Consider the following 16,466-nt stretch of genomic DNA (forward strand, 5'->3'; position numbering starts at 1 on the left):
CCCGGAAGTCAAGCCTCTCAGCGCCGATGGTACTGCACGGGAGACTGTGTGGGAGAGTAGGACGTCGCCGGACAATCATTAGCGCGAGGCCGCCCCACTGGGGCGGCCTCGCTGCTGTTTGTGCACCCAATGGTGTACCAAGGACGTGTACGGAAAATCATGTGCACACATCTGCGTGTGCGCGAAGTGTTCGATGGAAGGAACGACTCATGGCTGAGTCGAGAAATCCCCGCCGTGACGGTGGGAAGCCTGCTGGCCGAGGGGCCGGCAGCGGTGGCGCTCGTGGCGGCAAGCCCGAGAGCCGTGGAGGACGCGACCAGCGGGGAAGCGGTTCCCCCGATCGGCGCGACGGCAAGCCTGCCCGCGGTGGGAAGCCGGACGCCCGGCGCGACGGCAAGCCCGACGCGAGGCGCGACGGCCGGCCGGCGCACCCGCGCCGTGACGGCAAGGCGTACGACGCCCCGCGCAACCGCCGCCAGGAAGAGGGCGACCGGACCGCGGCGCAGAAGATCTACGACGGTCCGCCGATCCCGGACGACGTCAGCGCAAAGGACCTGGACAAGCACGCAAGGCAGGCACTTCAGAGCCTGCCGGAGAAGCTGGCCGACAAGGTCGCGCGTCACCTGGTGATGGCGGGCATGCTGATCGCGGAGGATCCCGAGACCGCGCACCGTCACGCGCTGGCAGCGCGTGCCCGTGCCACCCGCACCGGGCTCGTCCGCGAGGCGTGCGGTGAGACTGCGTATGCGTGCGGCAAGTGGGCCGAGGCGTTGTCGGAGTTCCGTGCGGCGCGCCGCATGACCGGCGGCTACATGTACGCCCCGATGATGGCCGACTGCGAGCGGGCGCTGAAGCGTCCCGACAAGGCGATCGCGTACGACACCCCCGAGATCCGCGGCCAGCTGGACGACGCAGGTCAGATCGAGCTGTCGATCGTGGTGGCGGGTGCCCGCCGCGACCAGGGCCAGTACGACGCGGCCGTGCGGCTGCTCGAGACCGAGCCGCTGCACACCAAGGGTCGTGGCGACTGGGTTCCGCGGCTGCGCTATGCGTACGCCGACGCCCTGCTCGACGCGGGCCGGCGCGACGAGGCGATCGAGTGGTTCCACCGCACGGTCGCCGTTGACGGCAACAAGTCGACGGATGCCGAGGAGCGGCTGCGCGAGCTCGACAAGCGTCCACAGGACTGACCCACCGGCGAAGCTGTCCACATCTGCGCCGTGACCCGATGCCCCCCACCTGCGGTGGGGGGCATCGTCATGTCCATGACTGATGACAACAACAGAGTCCACCTGACGGGTCGCGTCTCCGGCGTCCCGGAGTCCAAGGTCCTGCCGAGCGGCGACGAGGTCGTCTCGTTCCGGCTGGTCGTGCGCCGCAGTGCCGCTGCCCGTCGCCGGTCCAAGCAGGTCGTCGACACGATCGAGTGCTCGGTCTGGCGGGCGGCGCTGCGCCGCTCGGTGCTCCGGTTGGAGCCGGGCTCCGCGGTGACGGTCGCGGGTGCGCTGCGGCGGCGGTTCGTGAGCGGTGGCGCCGGCGTGATGAGCTTCGTCTCGGTCGACGTCGACACCTGCCGGAAGCTCTCGGCCACGGCGGTAGCCTCGGACCCATGACCTCGACCCCGCAGGACGTCCTCGGCTCGACGACGCGGGAGCTCGGTGCGACGTACGACCTGGCGATGCTCGACCTGGACGGCGTCGTCTATCTCGGTGCCGACCCCGTGCCGGGCGCCGCCGACGCCCTGCGGCAGGCCCGCGAGGGCGGCATCCATCTGGCGTACATCACCAACAACGCCTCGCGGCCGGCTCTGGCCGTTGCCAAGAAGCTGCGCGAGATGGACATGCCCGAGCTCGCGGACGAGGACGTCGTCACCGCGGGGCAGGCCGTCGCCCATCTGGTGGCGGACGCCTTGCCTGCTGGCTCAGCCGTGCTGGTCGTCGGCGGGGAGGGGCTGCGCGTGCCCCTGGAGGAGCGCGGCCTGCGCTGCGTGGCGAGTCTCGACGACGGGCCGTCGGCCGTGGTGCAGGGCTTCCACGGTGACATCGGCTGGGCGCACCTGGCCGAGGCCGCGTACGCGATCCAGTCGGGGCTGCCGTGGTACGTCAGCAACACGGACCTGACCGTCCCCACGCCCCGAGGCATCGCACCGGGCAATGGCTCGCTCGTGCAGGCGGTGCGCAACGCCACAGGTGCCGAGCCGATCGTCGCGGGCAAGCCCGAGCGCGCACTGTTCGACGAGACCCTTGCCCGGGTCGGTGGCCGCAAGCCGTTGATGGTGGGCGACCGGCTCGACACCGACATCGACGGCGCGATCAACGCCGGCATCGACAGCCTGGTGGTGCTCACCGGCGTGAGCTCGCTGGCGGAGGTCGCCGCGGCTCGGCCCGGTCACCGTCCGACGTTCGTCTCGGCCGATCTGCGCGGTCTGGTCGAGGTGCACCGTGAGGTGCAGGTGGCCGGCGACGGTCGGGCGCGTTGCGGTGCGGCCGTGGCCGAGGTGCACGACGGGGTCATCGGTCTGGTGGGCGGTGAGGCCGGCTCGACCGACGCCCTGCGCGCGGTCGTCGCGCTGGCGTGGGACGCGGCCGATCGGTCCGACGTGCAGGTGGTGCTGGATGGGACACTGGACACATGACCACGATGCCCGACGAGGCCGGCCCCGCCGTGGAACCCACAGGTCACGCCGAGATCGACGAGGCGCTCGGACGCCTGGACCGGCTCGACGACCTCGAGATCTCCGACCACGCCGAGCAGTTCGACGCGATCCACGGCGTCCTGCGGGCGTCCCTGGCCAATGCGGGTCGCGACCCGGCCGAGCAGGCCTCGCCGTGAGCCGCGCATGAGCCGACGCCTGCGCCTGGACGCCGAGCTCGTCCGCCGGGGGCTGGCCCGTTCCCGCGAGCATGCCGCGACGATGATCGAGGAAGGCCTGGTCCGGGTCGGCGGCTCGGTGGCGGCCAAGGCGGCGACCGGTGTCACGACGGACCAGGCGATCGTCGTGCGCGAGAGCAAGGAGCCGACCTACGCCTCCCGCGGTGCCCACAAGCTGTTGGGTGCGCTCGCGGTGTTCGAGCCCATGGGGCTGAGCGTCGAGGGCCGGCGGTGCCTCGACGCGGGCGCCTCGACCGGTGGATTCACCGACGTGCTGCTGCGCAAGGGCGCACGTGAGGTCTGCGCGGTCGACGTCGGCTACGGCCAGCTGGTGTGGGCGCTGCAGTCCGACGAGCGCGTCCACGTGTTCGACCGGACCAACGTGCGCAACCTGGAGGCGGACGACATCGGCGGGCCGGTGCAGCTCGTCGTCTCGGATCTGTCCTTCATCTCCCTTACGGTGGTCATGCCCGCCCTCACCCGGGTGTGCGAGCCGAGCCCGGAAGGCGACATCGTGCTGATGATCAAGCCGCAGTTCGAGGTCGGCAAGAGCAACCTGGGCAAGAACGGGGTGGTGCGCGATCCCGCGCTGCACGCCGACGCTGTCCTGCGGGTCTGCCGATCGGCCCACGAGCTCGGCTGGGGCACGCGCGCGCTGGCGCCCAGCCCGCTGCCGGGTCCTGCGGGCAACGTCGAGTACTTCTGCTGGTTGCGCTCGGACGCTGATGCTCCCACCGAGCAGGCGGCTCACGACGTCGTCGCCGCCGGCCCGCTCGACACGACAGGGGTGAACAGATGAGAAGGGTGCTGCTGGCCGTCCACGCGGCTCGGGAGGCGGCCGCCAAGGTGGCGGCCTCGTTCGCGGCCGAGGTGCAGGTCCACGGCATCGAGGTCTGTGTGCTGGACTCCGATGCCGAGGCGCTGCGAGCGGCGGGCCTGCAGGACGCCCACGTCGTGGCCGCCGGGCCCGGCGCAGCGGCCGGCTGCGAGCTCGCCGTCGTGTTCGGCGGCGACGGCACCATCCTGCGAGCCGCTGAGATGTGCCGCGGCACCAGCACCGCGGTGCTCGGGGTCAACCTCGGTCACGTCGGCTTCCTGGCCGAGGCCGACGTGGAGGACCTGCAGGACGTCGTCCGGGGCGTGGTCGACCGCAGCTACACGGTCGAGGAACGTCTGACCGTCGACGTGTCGGTCACGGTCGCCGGTGAGGTCGTGGCGACCAACTGGGCGCTCAACGAGGCGTCGGTGGAGAAGGCCGCCCGCGAGCGCATGCTGGAGATCGTCCTGGAGATCGACGACCGGCCGGTGTCCCGCTGGGGCTGCGACGGCATCGTGTGCGCCACGCCGACCGGGTCGACCGCCTACAACTTCAGCGCGGGCGGACCGATCGTGTGGCCCGAGGTCGAGGCGCTGCTCATGGTCCCGATCAGCGCGCACGCCCTCTTCGCCCGGCCGCTGGTCGTGTCGCCCAGCTCGACCCTCGCGATCGAGGTCGTCGGTGAGCAGTCGACCGGCGTGCTCTGGTGCGACGGCCGGCGCGCGGCCGAGCTGCCGCTCGGCGCCCGGGTCGAGGTCCGCAGGGGCCGCGAGACCGTGCGCCTGGCCCGCCTGCACCCCGCATCGTTCGCCGACCGTCTGGTCCGCAAGTTCGATCTTCCCGTGGCCGGCTGGCGGGGTGCCGCCGAGCGGCGCCAGGAGGAGCTCGACCGATGACGACCCCCCGCCCGATCTGGGAGCGCCTCGCCCTGCGCGACCTGGGAGTGATCGACTCCGCCGAGCTGGAGCTCTCGCCCGGCTTCACCGTCATCACAGGTGAGACGGGCGCGGGCAAGACCATGGTCGTCACCGCGCTCGGCCTGCTGCGCGGAGACCGGGCCGATCTCGGCCTGGTGAGGCGGGGTGCTGACCAGGCACGGGTCGAGGCCAGCATCGGGGTCCGTCCCGGGGCGCGGGCGGTCACCGCGGTCGAGGAGGCAGGTGGCCGCATCGACGAGGACGTCGTGATCCTCGGACGCGTGCTGTCGGCGCAGGGCCGCTCGCGTGCGCTGGCCGGCGGCGCCACGGTGCCGGCCGCGCTGCTCGCGGAGGTCACCGACGAGCTGGTCGCCGTCCACGGACAGTCCGACCAGCACCGGCTGCTGCGCCCGGCCGAGCAGCGTGCCGCCCTCGACCGGTTCGCCGGCGACGAGCTCGCGGAGGCCGCGGCCGCGTACGCCCCGGTCTACGCCCGCTGGCGTGCCGTCGAGCAGCGGCTCGACGAGCTGCGCACGCACGCGCAGGAGCGCGCCCGTGAGCTCGACGTCCTGCGCTTCGGCCTCGACGAGGTCGCCGAGGTGGACCCGCAGCCGGGGGAGGACGAGGCCCTCAAGGCCGAGGAGAGCCGGCTGGCCCACTCCGAGTCGCTGGCCCGAGCGGCCGACCAGGCGCATCGTGCGCTCGTGGGCGATCTGGACGCCACGTCGGCGCGCACCACCGTGGCCGAGGCGACCGCGCTGCTGCGCGAGGCGGGCGGTCACGACCCGGCCCTGGACGCGTTGGCCGATCGCGTCTTCGAGCTCGGCATCCTGCTCGACGACGTGGGCGCCGAGCTCGGCACCTACTCCGAGGGGATCGAGCTCGACCCCGAGCGGCTCGCGAGCCTGCAGGAGCGGCGGGCGGCCCTCGCGGGCCTGCAACGCAAGTACGGTCCGACGCTGGACGACGTGCTCGCATGGGCGCAGCAGAGCGCCGCGCGGCTGGGCGAGCTCGGAAACGACGACGAGGCCGTCGCAGCTCTCGAGGCCGAACGACTCGAGCTCGCGCCCGAGGTCGTGCGGCTCGCAGCCCGCATGACCACGATCCGGCGTGACGCCGCGGTCCGGTTCGCCCAGCTGGTCGACGTCGAGATCGCGCAGCTGTCGATGCCGTCGGCTCATCTGGAGGTCCAGGTCACGACCGCCGAGGACGCGACTCCCGGTCCCCACGGCGTCGACGACGTCGAGATGCTCTTCTCGGCCAACAGCGGGATGGGTCCCCGGCCGCTCAACAAGGGGGCGAGCGGCGGCGAGCTCTCGCGGCTCATGCTGGCTCTCGAGGTCGTGCTCGCGGATCGCACGACGGTGCCGACCCTGGTCTTCGACGAGGTCGACGCGGGCATCGGCGGCAAGGCTGCGGTCGAGGTGGGACGTCGTCTCGCCCGCCTGGCCGATCACGCCCAGGTCATCGCCGTCACGCACCTGCCGCAGGTCGCAGCCTTCGCCGACCACCACTTCGTGGTGTCCAAGGACGACGACGGCAACGTCACCAGCAGCTCGGTGATCCTGGTGCAGGAGTCCGGCCGGGTCGACGAGCTCGCACGGATGCTGGCCGGCCAGGAGGAGTCCGCCACCGCACAGGCGCACGCCCGCGAGCTGCTCGATCTCGCACGGGGCTGACGCGGGCGGCGCACTGATAGTTGCGCCACATCGGCGACACGCCGGGACCACCTCCCCGATGCGTCGCGCCCACGAGGAACGATGGACCGCGATGGCCATCTGGAAACGCAAGACGCCCCTGCCGCCGGACGTCGAGGGTGTTGTCGGCACCCTCAGGTTCGCCCGGCGCGACAGCGACATCGCCTCTCTTCGTGAGGGCGAGATCGCTCTGGTCGCGCACCCCGATCTCGACGCCCGGCAGGCTCAAGCCCTGATCGACCGACGCGTCCGGGCGGTGCTCAACACCGCTCCGTCCAGCAGCGGACGCGTCCCCAACACGGGACCGCCGATGCTGGTGCGCGCCGGCATCATGCTGGTCGACCTCGCCGGCGAAGGTGCCTGGACCCGCCTCAAGAGCGGCGAAGGACTCCGGGTCCACGACGGCAAGGTCTGGCGCGACGAGGAGCTGGTCGTCGAGGGCGAGGAGATCGATGCCTCTCGCGCCGACGCCGACCTGGCGGCGGCCCAGGACGGCCTCGCGACCCGCCTGGACTCCGTCGTGGCCAATGCGAGCGACCACATCCGTCGTGAGCAGGGCATGCTCCTGAGCGGCGAGAAGGTGCCGAGCCTGCGCACCGAGCTGGCGGGTCGTGCCGTCGTGGTGGTCTCCCGCGCATATGACGACGCGGCCGACCTGCGCGGGCTCAAGCGCTGGATCTCCGACCACGACCCCGTGCTCGTCGGCGCAGGAGCCGGAGCCGACGTGCTGATCGCGGCGGGCTACACGCCTGCCGTGGTGGTCGGCTCGATGGACAACGTCTCGGACCAGGCGATCCGGACGTCCGGCGAGGTCGTCGTGACCACGCCGTCCGGCACCGTGGACATGCCCGAACGCCTCGAACGGCACGGCAAGGAGATCGCCACGTTCGTGTCGACCGGCTCGGACGACGACCTGGCGATCCTGCTGGCCGACACCCACGAGGCCGCGGTCATCGTGCACGTCGGCGCACCGCGGACCATGACCGAGATGCTCGAGCGCACGCCGGCCGACGCCGCCCGGATGTTCGTCGCGCGGCTGCGCGCCGGCGCCAAGATCGTCGACGCCAAGTCCGTGCACCACTTCACCTCCCAGCGCCTCGCCCTCTGGCCGGTCCTGCTCATGCTCCTCGCGGGCATCGTGGCGGTCGGCGTGGCCGTGGCCATCACCCCGGTCGGGCAGGACTGGTTCGACTCGCTCGGTGACCAGCTCGCCGATCTCGGCACCTGGATCAAAGGACTCTTCACGTGATCAACTTCCGCTACCACCTCGTCTCGATCGCCGCGATCCTCATCGCGCTCGCGGCGGGCATCGCTCTCGGCTCGGGACCGCTCGAGGACGACGACGACACACAGGCCGCGAGCCAGACGACCTCCCGGTCCGACGACCCGGGTGTGCGATCCTTCGAGACCGGCTTCGCCGCCCGCACGGCCCCGGGCATGCTGAAGGACACGCTCAAGGACCGCCCGGTGGTCGTCCTGACCGTCCCCGGCACCAGTGCGTCCGAGGTCAAGGACGTCGTCAAGGGCCTGGGTCTCGCCGGCGCGGAGGTGACCGGCCAGGTGGCCCTGACCAGCAAGATGCTCGACTCGTCCGGGCGCCAGTTCGCCGAGGGCGTGGCCCAGCAGGCAGCCGAGGGCGTGGACGGGGTGACGGAGGCCGGTGACAGCTACGGCCGCATCGGCTCGGCCCTGGCCCGCGCGCTGATGGCGAGCGAGCCCGGGACGCTCGACGAGACGGCCACGACCATCCGGTCGGCCTTCACCGAGGGTGACCTGATCACCGAGACGCGCGCTCCCAAGCGAGCCGCGACGCTGGCCGTCCTGGTGACCGGACCGCAGCGCGCCACCGGCGCCGGCCAGAGCACCGTGATCGCAGCGCTGGCCGCTGCGATCAACCCGACCGGACAGGGCGTGGTCGTCGCCGGCCCCGCGTCGTCCAGCACGGACGGGGGAGCGGTCAAGGCCGTGCGCGAGGGCGCCGCGGCATCGGAGATCTCGACGGTCGACGTCACCGACACGGCCGCCGGTCGCGTCGTGACGGTCCTCGCAGCCGCCGAGCAGGCCTCCGGCCAGCCCGGAGCCTGGGGCACGTCCCGCAGCGACAGCGGCGCGCTGCCGAAGTAGCGACGCCGACGGCACATGTGGGCGAACCGACACGTGTGTCGTTGGCGGTCAGGGCCGATTGATTGGTAGGCTGGAATCCCGTGGAGCCCTGATGCAATCTGCACCAGATGAGCGCTCGACACAGCATTCGACCACGGGAGTCACCTTGGCAGGTAGCGCGGTTACCAAGCACGTTTTCGTCACCGGCGGGGTGGCATCCTCGCTCGGCAAGGGCTTGACCGCCTCGAGCCTCGGACGGCTTCTGAAGTCACGCGGTCTCCGCGTCACGATGCAGAAGCTCGATCCGTACCTCAACGTCGATCCCGGCACGATGAACCCGTTCCAGCACGGCGAGGTGTTCGTGACCGACGACGGCGCGGAGACCGATCTCGACATCGGTCACTACGAGCGCTTCCTCGACGTCGACCTCTCGGGCAAGGCCAACGTGACGACCGGCCAGGTCTACTCCGAGGTCATCGCCCGCGAGCGCCGCGGCGACTACCTGGGCGACACGGTCCAGGTCATCCCGCACATCACCAACGAGATCAAGTCCCGCATCCGGGCGATGGCCGGTCCCGACGTGGACGTGGTCATCACCGAGATCGGTGGCACGGTCGGCGACATCGAGTCGCTGCCGTTCCTCGAGGCCGCGCGTCAGGTGCGTCACGACGTCGGCCGGGGCAACGTCTTCTTCCTGCACGTCTCGCTCGTGCCGTACATCGGCCCGTCCGGTGAGCTGAAGACGAAGCCGACCCAGCACTCGGTCGCCGCGCTGCGCTCGATCGGCATCCAGCCCGATGCGATCGTCTGCCGCGCCGACCGCGACATCCCCGAGGGAATCAAGCACAAGATCTCGCTGATGTGCGACGTCGACAAGGAGGCCGTGGTCACCTGCGCCGACGCCCCGTCGATCTACGACATCCCCAAGGTGCTGCACTCCGAGGGCCTCGACGCGTACGTCGTGCGCCGCCTCGACCTGCCGTTCCGCGACGTCGACTGGACGCACTGGGACGAGCTGCTGCGACGGGTCCACCAGCCCGCCGAGGAGGTCACGATCGCGCTGGTCGGCAAGTACATCGACCTCCCGGACGCCTACCTGTCGGTGGCCGAGGCGCTGCGTGCGGGCGGCTTCGCCCATGACGCCCGCGTCAAGCTCCGCTGGGTCGGCTCGGACGACTGCGAGACGCCGGCCGGGGCCCACGCCAACCTGCACGACGTCGACGGCATCTGCGTGCCGGGCGGCTTCGGCATCCGTGGCATCGAGGGCAAGCTGGGCGCCCTGAAGTACGCCCGCGAGCGCGGCATCCCGGTCCTGGGCCTGTGCCTCGGCCTGCAGTGCATGGTCATCGAGTACGCCCGCAACGTCGCCGGCATCGAGGGGGCGAGCTCGTCGGAGTTCGACCCCAAGACGCCGCACCCGGTCATCGCGACGATGGCCGAGCAGCTGACGATCGTCGACGGCGAGGGCGATCTCGGCGGCACGATGCGTCTCGGCTCCTACCCGGCGGCCCTCCAGGAGGGCAGCATCGTCGCCGAGGTCTACGGCGCCAGCAAGATCGAGGAGCGCCACCGGCACCGCTACGAGGTCAACAACGCGTACCGTGAGCAGCTCGAGCAGGCCGGCCTCGTGTTCAGCGGGACGTCCCCCGACGCCAAGCTGGTGGAGTTCGTGGAGCTCCCGCGGGACGTGCACCCCTACTACGTCGCGACGCAGGCCCACCCCGAGCTGCGGTCCCGCCCGACCAAGCCGCACCCGTTGTTCGCAGGCCTCGTCGGCGCGGCGCTTGATCGTCAGCGCGAGACCCGGCTGCCCGTCGACGAGCCCGTCTCGGTCGAGGGATGACCGACCACCCCACGCTGCCGGGGCGGCTGGCCGACGCGTCGGTCGCCGACTCCGACCAGTCGTGGCCGGTGGCTCGCAGCGAGTCGATCTACGACAGCGCCTACATCGCCCTGAGGACCGACACGATCGTCGATCCCGCAGGACATGAGCACGCGCGGGCCGTCGTCCAGCCCAACGGGGCGGTCGGCGTGCTCGCGATCGACGAGGACGACCGCGTCCTCCTGGTCGAGCAGTACCGCCACCCGGTCGGGCGCCGCCTGCTCGAGCTGCCCGCCGGGACACTGGACGTCGCGGGGGAGGAGCCCCTGGAGGCTGCGGTGCGTGAGCTCGCCGAGGAGGCGGACATCATCGCGGGGGAGTGGACGTCGATGCTCCACCTGCTGGCCACCCCGGGCTACTCGACCGAGAGGTGGGAGGTGTTCCGGGCGACCGACCTGCGTCCGGTGCCGGACGCCGATCGCACCGAGCGGGTGGCCGAGGAGGCCGACATGGTCCAGTGGTGGCTGCCGTTCGACCAGGCCCTGGCCGCAGTCCTCGACGGCCGCATCACCGACTCCATGACCGTCTCGGGGATCCTGGCGGCACACGCCCTGCGCCACCCATGAGCGGGGACGTCGCCCGGGGCATCCAGGACTACCTCAGCCACCTGGGCGTCGAGCGCGGCCTCGCCGACAACACCTTGACGTCGTACCGTCGCGACCTGCGGCGCTATCGGGCGTTCCTCGCCTCGCGCGACCTGTCCGATCCCGCGGCGATCACCGAGAACGACGTCGCAGCGTTCCTGGGTGAGCTGCGCACGGGGGATCCCGACCACCCTCCGCTCGGGACGGCCAGCGCCGCGCGGACGATCGTGGCAGTCCGCGGACTGCACCGGTTCTGGCTCCGCGAGCAGAACGTGGCGACCGACGTGACCTCCGCCATCAAGCCGCCGCGTCCGGCGAGCCGGCTGCCCAAGGCGCTCCCGCTCTCGGACGTCGAGGCATTGCTCGACGCGGCCGGCGCACCGGGCACGACCCTCTCGGCCCGCGACCGGGCCCTGCTCGAGGTGCTCTACGGCACTGGGGCGCGGATCTCGGAGGCGGTCGGCCTCGACATCGACGACCTCGACCTGGAGGATTCCACGGTCCTGCTGCGCGGCAAGGGCGGCAAGCAGCGGATCGTGCCGCTCGGCTCGTACGCCAAGGCGTCCCTCGCGGACTACCTCACCGCGTCGCGGCCGGCGCTGGTCGGCGGCACGACCCGGACGCCCGCGGTGTTCCTGAACGCCCGGGGCGGGCGGCTGTCGCGCCAGAGTGCGTGGACCGTGCTGACCAAGGCGGCGGACCGGGCCGGGATCTCCACGGAGGTGTCGCCGCACACGCTGCGCCACTCGTTCGCGACCCATCTGCTCGACGGGGGCGCGGACGTCCGCGTGGTGCAGGAGCTGCTCGGCCACGCGTCGGTGACCACCACGCAGATCTACACGTTGGTGACCGTCGAGAAGCTTCGGGAGATATACGCCACAGCCCACCCCCGGGCCGCACGGCAATGACAGTGCGACTCCTCTGCTTGCGTGGTCGCCAAGTCGACTTGTGCCGGTAGAGTGACGCTCGTCCGCCGGGTCGAGTCGCAGGGGTTATGAATGAGCATGGAGCTGGGTCCCACCGGACGACCGATGCCGGTCTTCCCCGATCCGCAGCCGCGGGATCCGTCCAAGCCCGCGACGATCATCGCGCTGTGCAACCAAAAGGGTGGGGTCGGCAAGACCACGACGACCATCAACCTGGGTGCCGCGCTGGTCGAGACCGGCCGCAAGGTGCTGCTCGTCGACTTCGACCCGCAGGGATCACTCACGGTCGGCCTGGGCGTCAACGCTCATGACCTGGACCAGAGCATCTACCACGTCCTGATGGACCGGGAGATCTCGATCAAGGACCTCATCATGTCGACGACGGTCGAGGGGCTCGACCTCGTGCCGTCCAACATCGACCTGTCCGCCGCCGAGATGCAGCTGGTCACCGAGGTCGGCCGCGAGCAGGTGCTCGCCCGGGTGCTCAAGCCGATCCGCCACGACTACGACGTCATCCTCATCGACTGCCAGCCCTCATTGGGCCTGCTGACCGTCAACGCGCTGACCGCCGCCAACGGCGTGCTGATCCCGCTGGAGTGCGAGTACTTCGCCCTGCGGGGTGTCGCGCTCCTGAAGGACACGATCGAGAAGGTCCGTGACCGCACGAACGACGAGCTGCAGATCATCGGCCTGCTGGGCACGATGTACGACAGCCGCACGCTGCACGGCAAGGAGGTGCTCCAGACCCTCGTCCAGGGATGGGGCGACCTGGTGTTCCACACCGTCATCCGCCGCACGGTGAAGTTCTCGGACTCGACGGTCGCCGGCGAGCCGATCACGGAGTACGCGACGTCGTCCCCGGGTGCCGAGTCGTACCGCCAGCTGGCCAGGGAGGTTCTCGTTCGATGCCCCGACGCGTGACCACGTCCTCGGGGGGAGGCAAGCGCCCCACCATGCCGGGGGCCGACGAGCTGTTCCGGGCGACCGCCAAGACACCACCGGTCGAGACGTCCGAGCCCGAGCCGCAGATCGAGCCCGAGCCGGTCGTCGCGGCCAGCGGCCGGGTCAAGCACGACGAGAAGATGACGGTGTATGTCACGTCGGCCGAGCTGTTGGCCGTCGAGCAGGCTCGGCTCGTGCTGCGCGGTCAGCTCGGACGCAGCGTGGACCGCGGCCGGTTCGTGCGGGCGGCGCTGGCCGTCGCGCTGGAGGATCTCGACGCCCGCGGCACCCAGAGCGACGTCGCCCGGCGATTGAGCGAGTCGTGACGGTCGCGGACGTCGACGAGTCCGCGCCCCCCGGGTTCCAGGTCAACCTGACCAACTTCGAGGGACCCTTCGACCTGCTCCTGCAGCTCATCTCCAAGCACGAGCTCGACATCACCGAGGTCGCCCTGTCCGTCGTGACGGGTGAGTTCATCACGTACATCAAGGGCATGACGGACGACCTGGAGCAGACCACCAGCTTCCTGCTCGTGGCCTCGACCCTGCTGGACCTCAAGACCGCCCGGCTGCTGCCGCAGGCCGAGGTCGAGGACGAGGAGGACCTGGCGCTCCTGGAGGCCAGGGACCTGCTGTTCGCCCGTCTCATGCAGTACCGCGCGTTCAAGCAGGTCGCGGGGATCATGGCCGATCGGCTCGCGCGCGAGTCGAAGAGGTTCCCCCGCATCGTGACGCTCGAGCCGCGGTTCGCGGACCTCCTGCCCGAGGTCCTGATCTCCGTCGGTCCCGGGGAGCTGGCCCAGCTGGCCGCGAGGGCATTCGAGGACAAGCCGGTCCCGATCCTCTCGCTCACCCACCTGCACGCACCGCAGGTCAGCGTCCGCGAGCAGGCCCACCTCGTGGTCGACCAGCTGCGGCGCAAGGGCGAGATGACGTTCCGCGCGCTCACGGCCGACGCGCCGGACCTGATGACCAAGGTCGCGCGCTTCCTCGCGGTGCTCGAGCTGTTCCGCGAGGGCGTCATCGCCTTCGAGCAGGCGACCCCGCTGGGCGATCTGCACGTGCGGTGGACCGGCACCGATGAGGGCGAGATCGACGTCGGTCAGGAGTTCGACGCACCCCTGCTGGGCCCCGACGACGAGCCGGTCCTGATCCCCGAGGAGCTCCTCGACGACACGGACGGCGAGCCGACGACATCGCACGACACACCACCACCCGAGCCTGAGAGCACCGATGACTGACCAGCACGTCCCGACCGGACACCACGAGCTCGAGCTGGAGATGCTCGACCTCAAGCCCGCCCTGGAGGCGGTGCTCATGGTCGCCGACCAGCCCCTCGACCACCTGGTCCTGGCACAGGCCGTCGGCCACCCGCCGACCGACGTCGAGTCGGCGCTCGCCGAGCTCGCGCAGGAGTACACCGACCAGGGCCGTGGCTTCGAGCTGCGCAACATCGCAGGCGGTTGGCGCTTCTTCACCCGCGAGGAGTTCGCCGGCGCGGTCGAGCGATTCATCCTCGACGGGCAGCAGGCCAGGCTCACGCAGGCGGCCCTCGAGACGATGGCCGTCGTGGCGTACCGCCAGCCCATCACGCGCTCGCGCATCTCGGCCATCCGTGGCGTCAACGTCGACGGAGTCGTCCGCACGCTGGTGACCCGTGGCCTCATCGAGGAGAGCGGCGTGGACGGCGAGAGCGGCGCGATCCTCTACCGCACCACCAGCTACTTCCTCGAGCGGATGGGACTGGGGGACCTGAGCGAGCTGCCCGACATCGCCCAGCACCTGCCCGACATGGACGACATGGAGGACGACGGGCTGCGGGGCGCCGAGGAGGCGCTCGCGGGCGTCGCGACGCAGGAGCCGATCGCCGAGGCCGAGCCTGAGGCGCCGGCGACGGAGGGGGGCGACCGTGGCTGAGATCCGCCTGCAGAAGGTCCTGGCCCAGGCCGGGCTCGGGAGTCGTCGTCGTTGCGACGACATGATCGCCCAGGGCCGGGTCGAGGTCAACGGCGAGGTCATCGACGTCATGGGCGCGCGCGTCGACCCCGCAACCGATGTCATCCGGGTCAACGGCAAGCGCATCCCCGCGCCGAGCGGTCATGCGTACGTGCTGCTCAACAAGCCTCGCGGCGTCGTGACGTCGATGGCCGACGAGCGCGGACGGCCCGACCTGTCGACGTTCGTCGAGGGGCGCGACGACCGCCTGTTCCACGTCGGCCGCCTCGACACCGACACGTCCGGTCTGCTGGTGCTGACCAACGACGGCGACCTGGCGCACAAGCTCGCGCACCCGTCGTTCGAGATCACCAAGACCTATGTCGCTCTCGTCGACGGGACCGTGCCGGACAGTCTCGCCGCGAAGCTCAAGGCGGGCATCGAGCTCGACGACGGCCCGGCGCAGGTCGACCGCTTCCAGGTCAAGGACCGGTCGCGGGGACGTTCGCTCGTGGAGCTCGACATCCACATGGGCCGCAACCGCATCGTGCGGCGACTCCTCGACGCGGCCGGTCACCCGGTGCGGGAGCTGACCCGCACCGCGTTCGGGCCGCTGCACCTCGGCGGCCTCTCGGTCGGCGCAATGCGCGATCTGACGAGGGACGAGCTGGGTGCGCTGTTCGACAGCGTCGACGAGCGATGAGCGCAGCTGCTCCTCGGGCGTTGCCGGGGCCGGTGCTCGTGATCGGGTGCGGGCTGATCGGCACGTCGATCGGCCTGGCGCTGAGGGCCCACGAGGTCGACGTGCTGCTCGCTGACGCCGAGCCCGGCAACGTCGAGGCCGCGGCCTCCAGGGGCGCGGGGCGTCCGGCCACCGATCACGTGGAGCCCTACCTGGTGGTGGCAGCAGTGCCGCCGACCGCGGCGGCCGACGTCGTCGTCCAGGCACTGAGGAGGTGGCCCGCGGCGTACGTCACCGACGTGACGAGTGTGAAGGCCGGTCTGCAGCGGGAGATCGACGCACACCCCGGGGCCGAGCGGTTCGCCGGCGGACACCCCATGGCGGGCAGCGAGCGGTCCGGACCGATGGCCGGATCGGCCCAGCTGTTCGAGGGCCGGCCGTGGGCGGTGACCCCCGGTTCCGCGACGCTCCCGGAGGCGCTGGACGCTGTCGTCGACATGGCGCTGCACGTGGGCGCTGTCCCGATCATCCTCGAGGCGGCCGCGCACGATCGCGCCGTCGCACTGGTCTCCCACGTGCCCCAGGTGATGTCGACCCTCACCGCGGCTCGCCTCAACGACGCTCAGGGCAACCACCTCGCCCTGGCCGGCCCCGGGCTGCGTGACACCACGCGGATCGCGGGCAGCGACAGCGCGCTGTGGATCGACATCCTCGGCACGAATGCAGCCGACGTGCGGGCCGTGCTCGAGCTCGTACGGGCCGATCTCGACCGGGTCATCGATGCGCTGGGCCAGGACGACGCGGTGATCGGTGACGTGCTCGAGTCGGGCCGCCGTGGCACCGAGCAGATCCCGGGCAAGCACGGCTCGGCTCCGGCGCGCGTCGACATCGTGCACGTCCAGGTCGCGGACCGTCCCGGCGAGCTGTCGCGTCTCATGACCGATACGGGACAATCGGGTGTGAACATCGAGGACCTGCGCCTGGACCACGACCTGGGACGGCCCGTCGGCCTGGCCGAGATCGCGGTCGCACTGGGCGTGGGGGACTCCCTGGTCGACGCCCTGACCGCACGCGGCTGGACCGCGTACCGCTAGATGACCCCGACCCCCGA

18 protein-coding genes are annotated in these 16,466 nt (G+C 71.2%); all 18 read left to right on the forward strand.

The genetic code is table 11. The features are described from left to right. Window positions 1-209: 209 nt before the first annotated feature. On the forward strand, window positions 210-1,190 hold the full coding sequence (locus GEV27_RS08660) for a tetratricopeptide repeat protein (RefSeq protein ID WP_153652909.1): 981 nt from the start codon (window positions 210-212) through the stop codon (window positions 1,188-1,190). A 75-nt stretch (window positions 1,191-1,265) separates the two neighbouring features. Further along, window positions 1,266-1,613, forward strand: a complete 348-nt coding sequence (locus tag GEV27_RS08665) for a single-stranded DNA-binding protein (protein WP_153934055.1) — start codon at window positions 1,266-1,268, stop codon at window positions 1,611-1,613. Then, a complete protein-coding gene (locus GEV27_RS08670; RefSeq protein WP_153652907.1) occupies window positions 1,610-2,635 on the forward strand; it encodes an HAD-IIA family hydrolase in 1,026 nt (341 codons plus the stop codon). Before GEV27_RS08665 ends, GEV27_RS08670 begins: the two co-directional genes overlap by 4 nt. Continuing rightward, the gene (locus GEV27_RS08675; protein ID WP_153911177.1) at window positions 2,632-2,832 is read left to right on the forward strand and encodes a hypothetical protein; all 201 of its coding nucleotides are present in this window, start codon (window positions 2,632-2,634) and stop codon (window positions 2,830-2,832) included. Before GEV27_RS08670 ends, GEV27_RS08675 begins: the two co-directional genes overlap by 4 nt. A 7-nt stretch (window positions 2,833-2,839) precedes the next feature. Further along, entirely contained in the window at window positions 2,840-3,670 is an 831-nt protein-coding gene (locus tag GEV27_RS08680) for a TlyA family RNA methyltransferase (protein WP_153652905.1), read from the forward strand. Continuing rightward, window positions 3,667-4,584, forward strand: a complete 918-nt coding sequence (locus GEV27_RS08685) for an NAD kinase (RefSeq protein ID WP_153934057.1) — start codon at window positions 3,667-3,669, stop codon at window positions 4,582-4,584. Before GEV27_RS08680 ends, GEV27_RS08685 begins: the two co-directional genes overlap by 4 nt. Next, window positions 4,581-6,284, forward strand: a complete 1,704-nt coding sequence (recN, locus tag GEV27_RS08690; RefSeq protein WP_153652903.1) for a DNA repair protein RecN — start codon at window positions 4,581-4,583, stop codon at window positions 6,282-6,284. The genes GEV27_RS08685 and recN overlap by 4 nt, the downstream gene beginning before the upstream one ends. A gap of 91 nt (window positions 6,285-6,375) precedes the next feature. After that, window positions 6,376-7,551, forward strand: a complete 1,176-nt coding sequence (gene steA / locus GEV27_RS08695; RefSeq protein ID WP_153652902.1) for a putative cytokinetic ring protein SteA — start codon at window positions 6,376-6,378, stop codon at window positions 7,549-7,551. Further along, the gene (locus tag GEV27_RS08700) at window positions 7,548-8,426 is read left to right on the forward strand and encodes a copper transporter (RefSeq protein ID WP_194944168.1); all 879 of its coding nucleotides are present in this window, start codon (window positions 7,548-7,550) and stop codon (window positions 8,424-8,426) included. Before steA ends, GEV27_RS08700 begins: the two co-directional genes overlap by 4 nt. A gap of 91 nt (window positions 8,427-8,517) precedes the next feature. Continuing rightward, a complete protein-coding gene (locus tag GEV27_RS08705) occupies window positions 8,518-10,248 on the forward strand; it encodes a CTP synthase (protein WP_153652900.1) in 1,731 nt (576 codons plus the stop codon). Further along, window positions 10,245-10,853 carry an NUDIX domain-containing protein gene (locus tag GEV27_RS08710; RefSeq protein WP_153934059.1) on the forward strand — a complete coding sequence of 203 codons (609 nt, stop codon included), beginning with the start codon at window positions 10,245-10,247 and terminating at the stop codon, window positions 10,851-10,853. Before GEV27_RS08705 ends, GEV27_RS08710 begins: the two co-directional genes overlap by 4 nt. Next, window positions 10,850-11,779, forward strand: coding sequence for a site-specific tyrosine recombinase XerD (gene xerD, locus GEV27_RS08715; RefSeq protein WP_153652898.1), 930 nt, complete (start codon window positions 10,850-10,852; stop codon window positions 11,777-11,779). The genes GEV27_RS08710 and xerD overlap by 4 nt, the downstream gene beginning before the upstream one ends. A 90-nt stretch (window positions 11,780-11,869) precedes the next feature. Then, the gene (locus tag GEV27_RS08720) at window positions 11,870-12,718 is read left to right on the forward strand and encodes a ParA family protein (RefSeq protein ID WP_153652897.1); all 849 of its coding nucleotides are present in this window, start codon (window positions 11,870-11,872) and stop codon (window positions 12,716-12,718) included. Beyond that, the gene (locus GEV27_RS08725; protein WP_153652896.1) at window positions 12,703-13,065 is read left to right on the forward strand and encodes a hypothetical protein; all 363 of its coding nucleotides are present in this window, start codon (window positions 12,703-12,705) and stop codon (window positions 13,063-13,065) included. The genes GEV27_RS08720 and GEV27_RS08725 overlap by 16 nt, the downstream gene beginning before the upstream one ends. Further along, on the forward strand, window positions 13,062-13,979 hold the full coding sequence (locus tag GEV27_RS08730) for a ScpA family protein (RefSeq protein ID WP_153652895.1): 918 nt from the start codon (window positions 13,062-13,064) through the stop codon (window positions 13,977-13,979). Before GEV27_RS08725 ends, GEV27_RS08730 begins: the two co-directional genes overlap by 4 nt. Further along, the gene (scpB, locus tag GEV27_RS08735; RefSeq protein WP_153911181.1) at window positions 13,972-14,655 is read left to right on the forward strand and encodes an SMC-Scp complex subunit ScpB; all 684 of its coding nucleotides are present in this window, start codon (window positions 13,972-13,974) and stop codon (window positions 14,653-14,655) included. The genes GEV27_RS08730 and scpB overlap by 8 nt, the downstream gene beginning before the upstream one ends. Further along, on the forward strand, window positions 14,648-15,376 hold the full coding sequence (locus GEV27_RS08740) for a pseudouridine synthase (RefSeq protein ID WP_309222127.1): 729 nt from the start codon (window positions 14,648-14,650) through the stop codon (window positions 15,374-15,376). Before scpB ends, GEV27_RS08740 begins: the two co-directional genes overlap by 8 nt. Next, window positions 15,373-16,449, forward strand: coding sequence for a prephenate dehydrogenase (locus GEV27_RS08745; RefSeq protein ID WP_153652892.1), 1,077 nt, complete (start codon window positions 15,373-15,375; stop codon window positions 16,447-16,449). The genes GEV27_RS08740 and GEV27_RS08745 overlap by 4 nt, the downstream gene beginning before the upstream one ends. Window positions 16,450-16,466 lie beyond the last annotated feature (17 nt).

Origin of the sequence: Aeromicrobium sp. S22, from assembly GCF_009661045.1 — a bacterium.
GTDB lineage: Bacteria > Actinomycetota > Actinomycetes > Propionibacteriales > Nocardioidaceae > Aeromicrobium > Aeromicrobium yanjiei.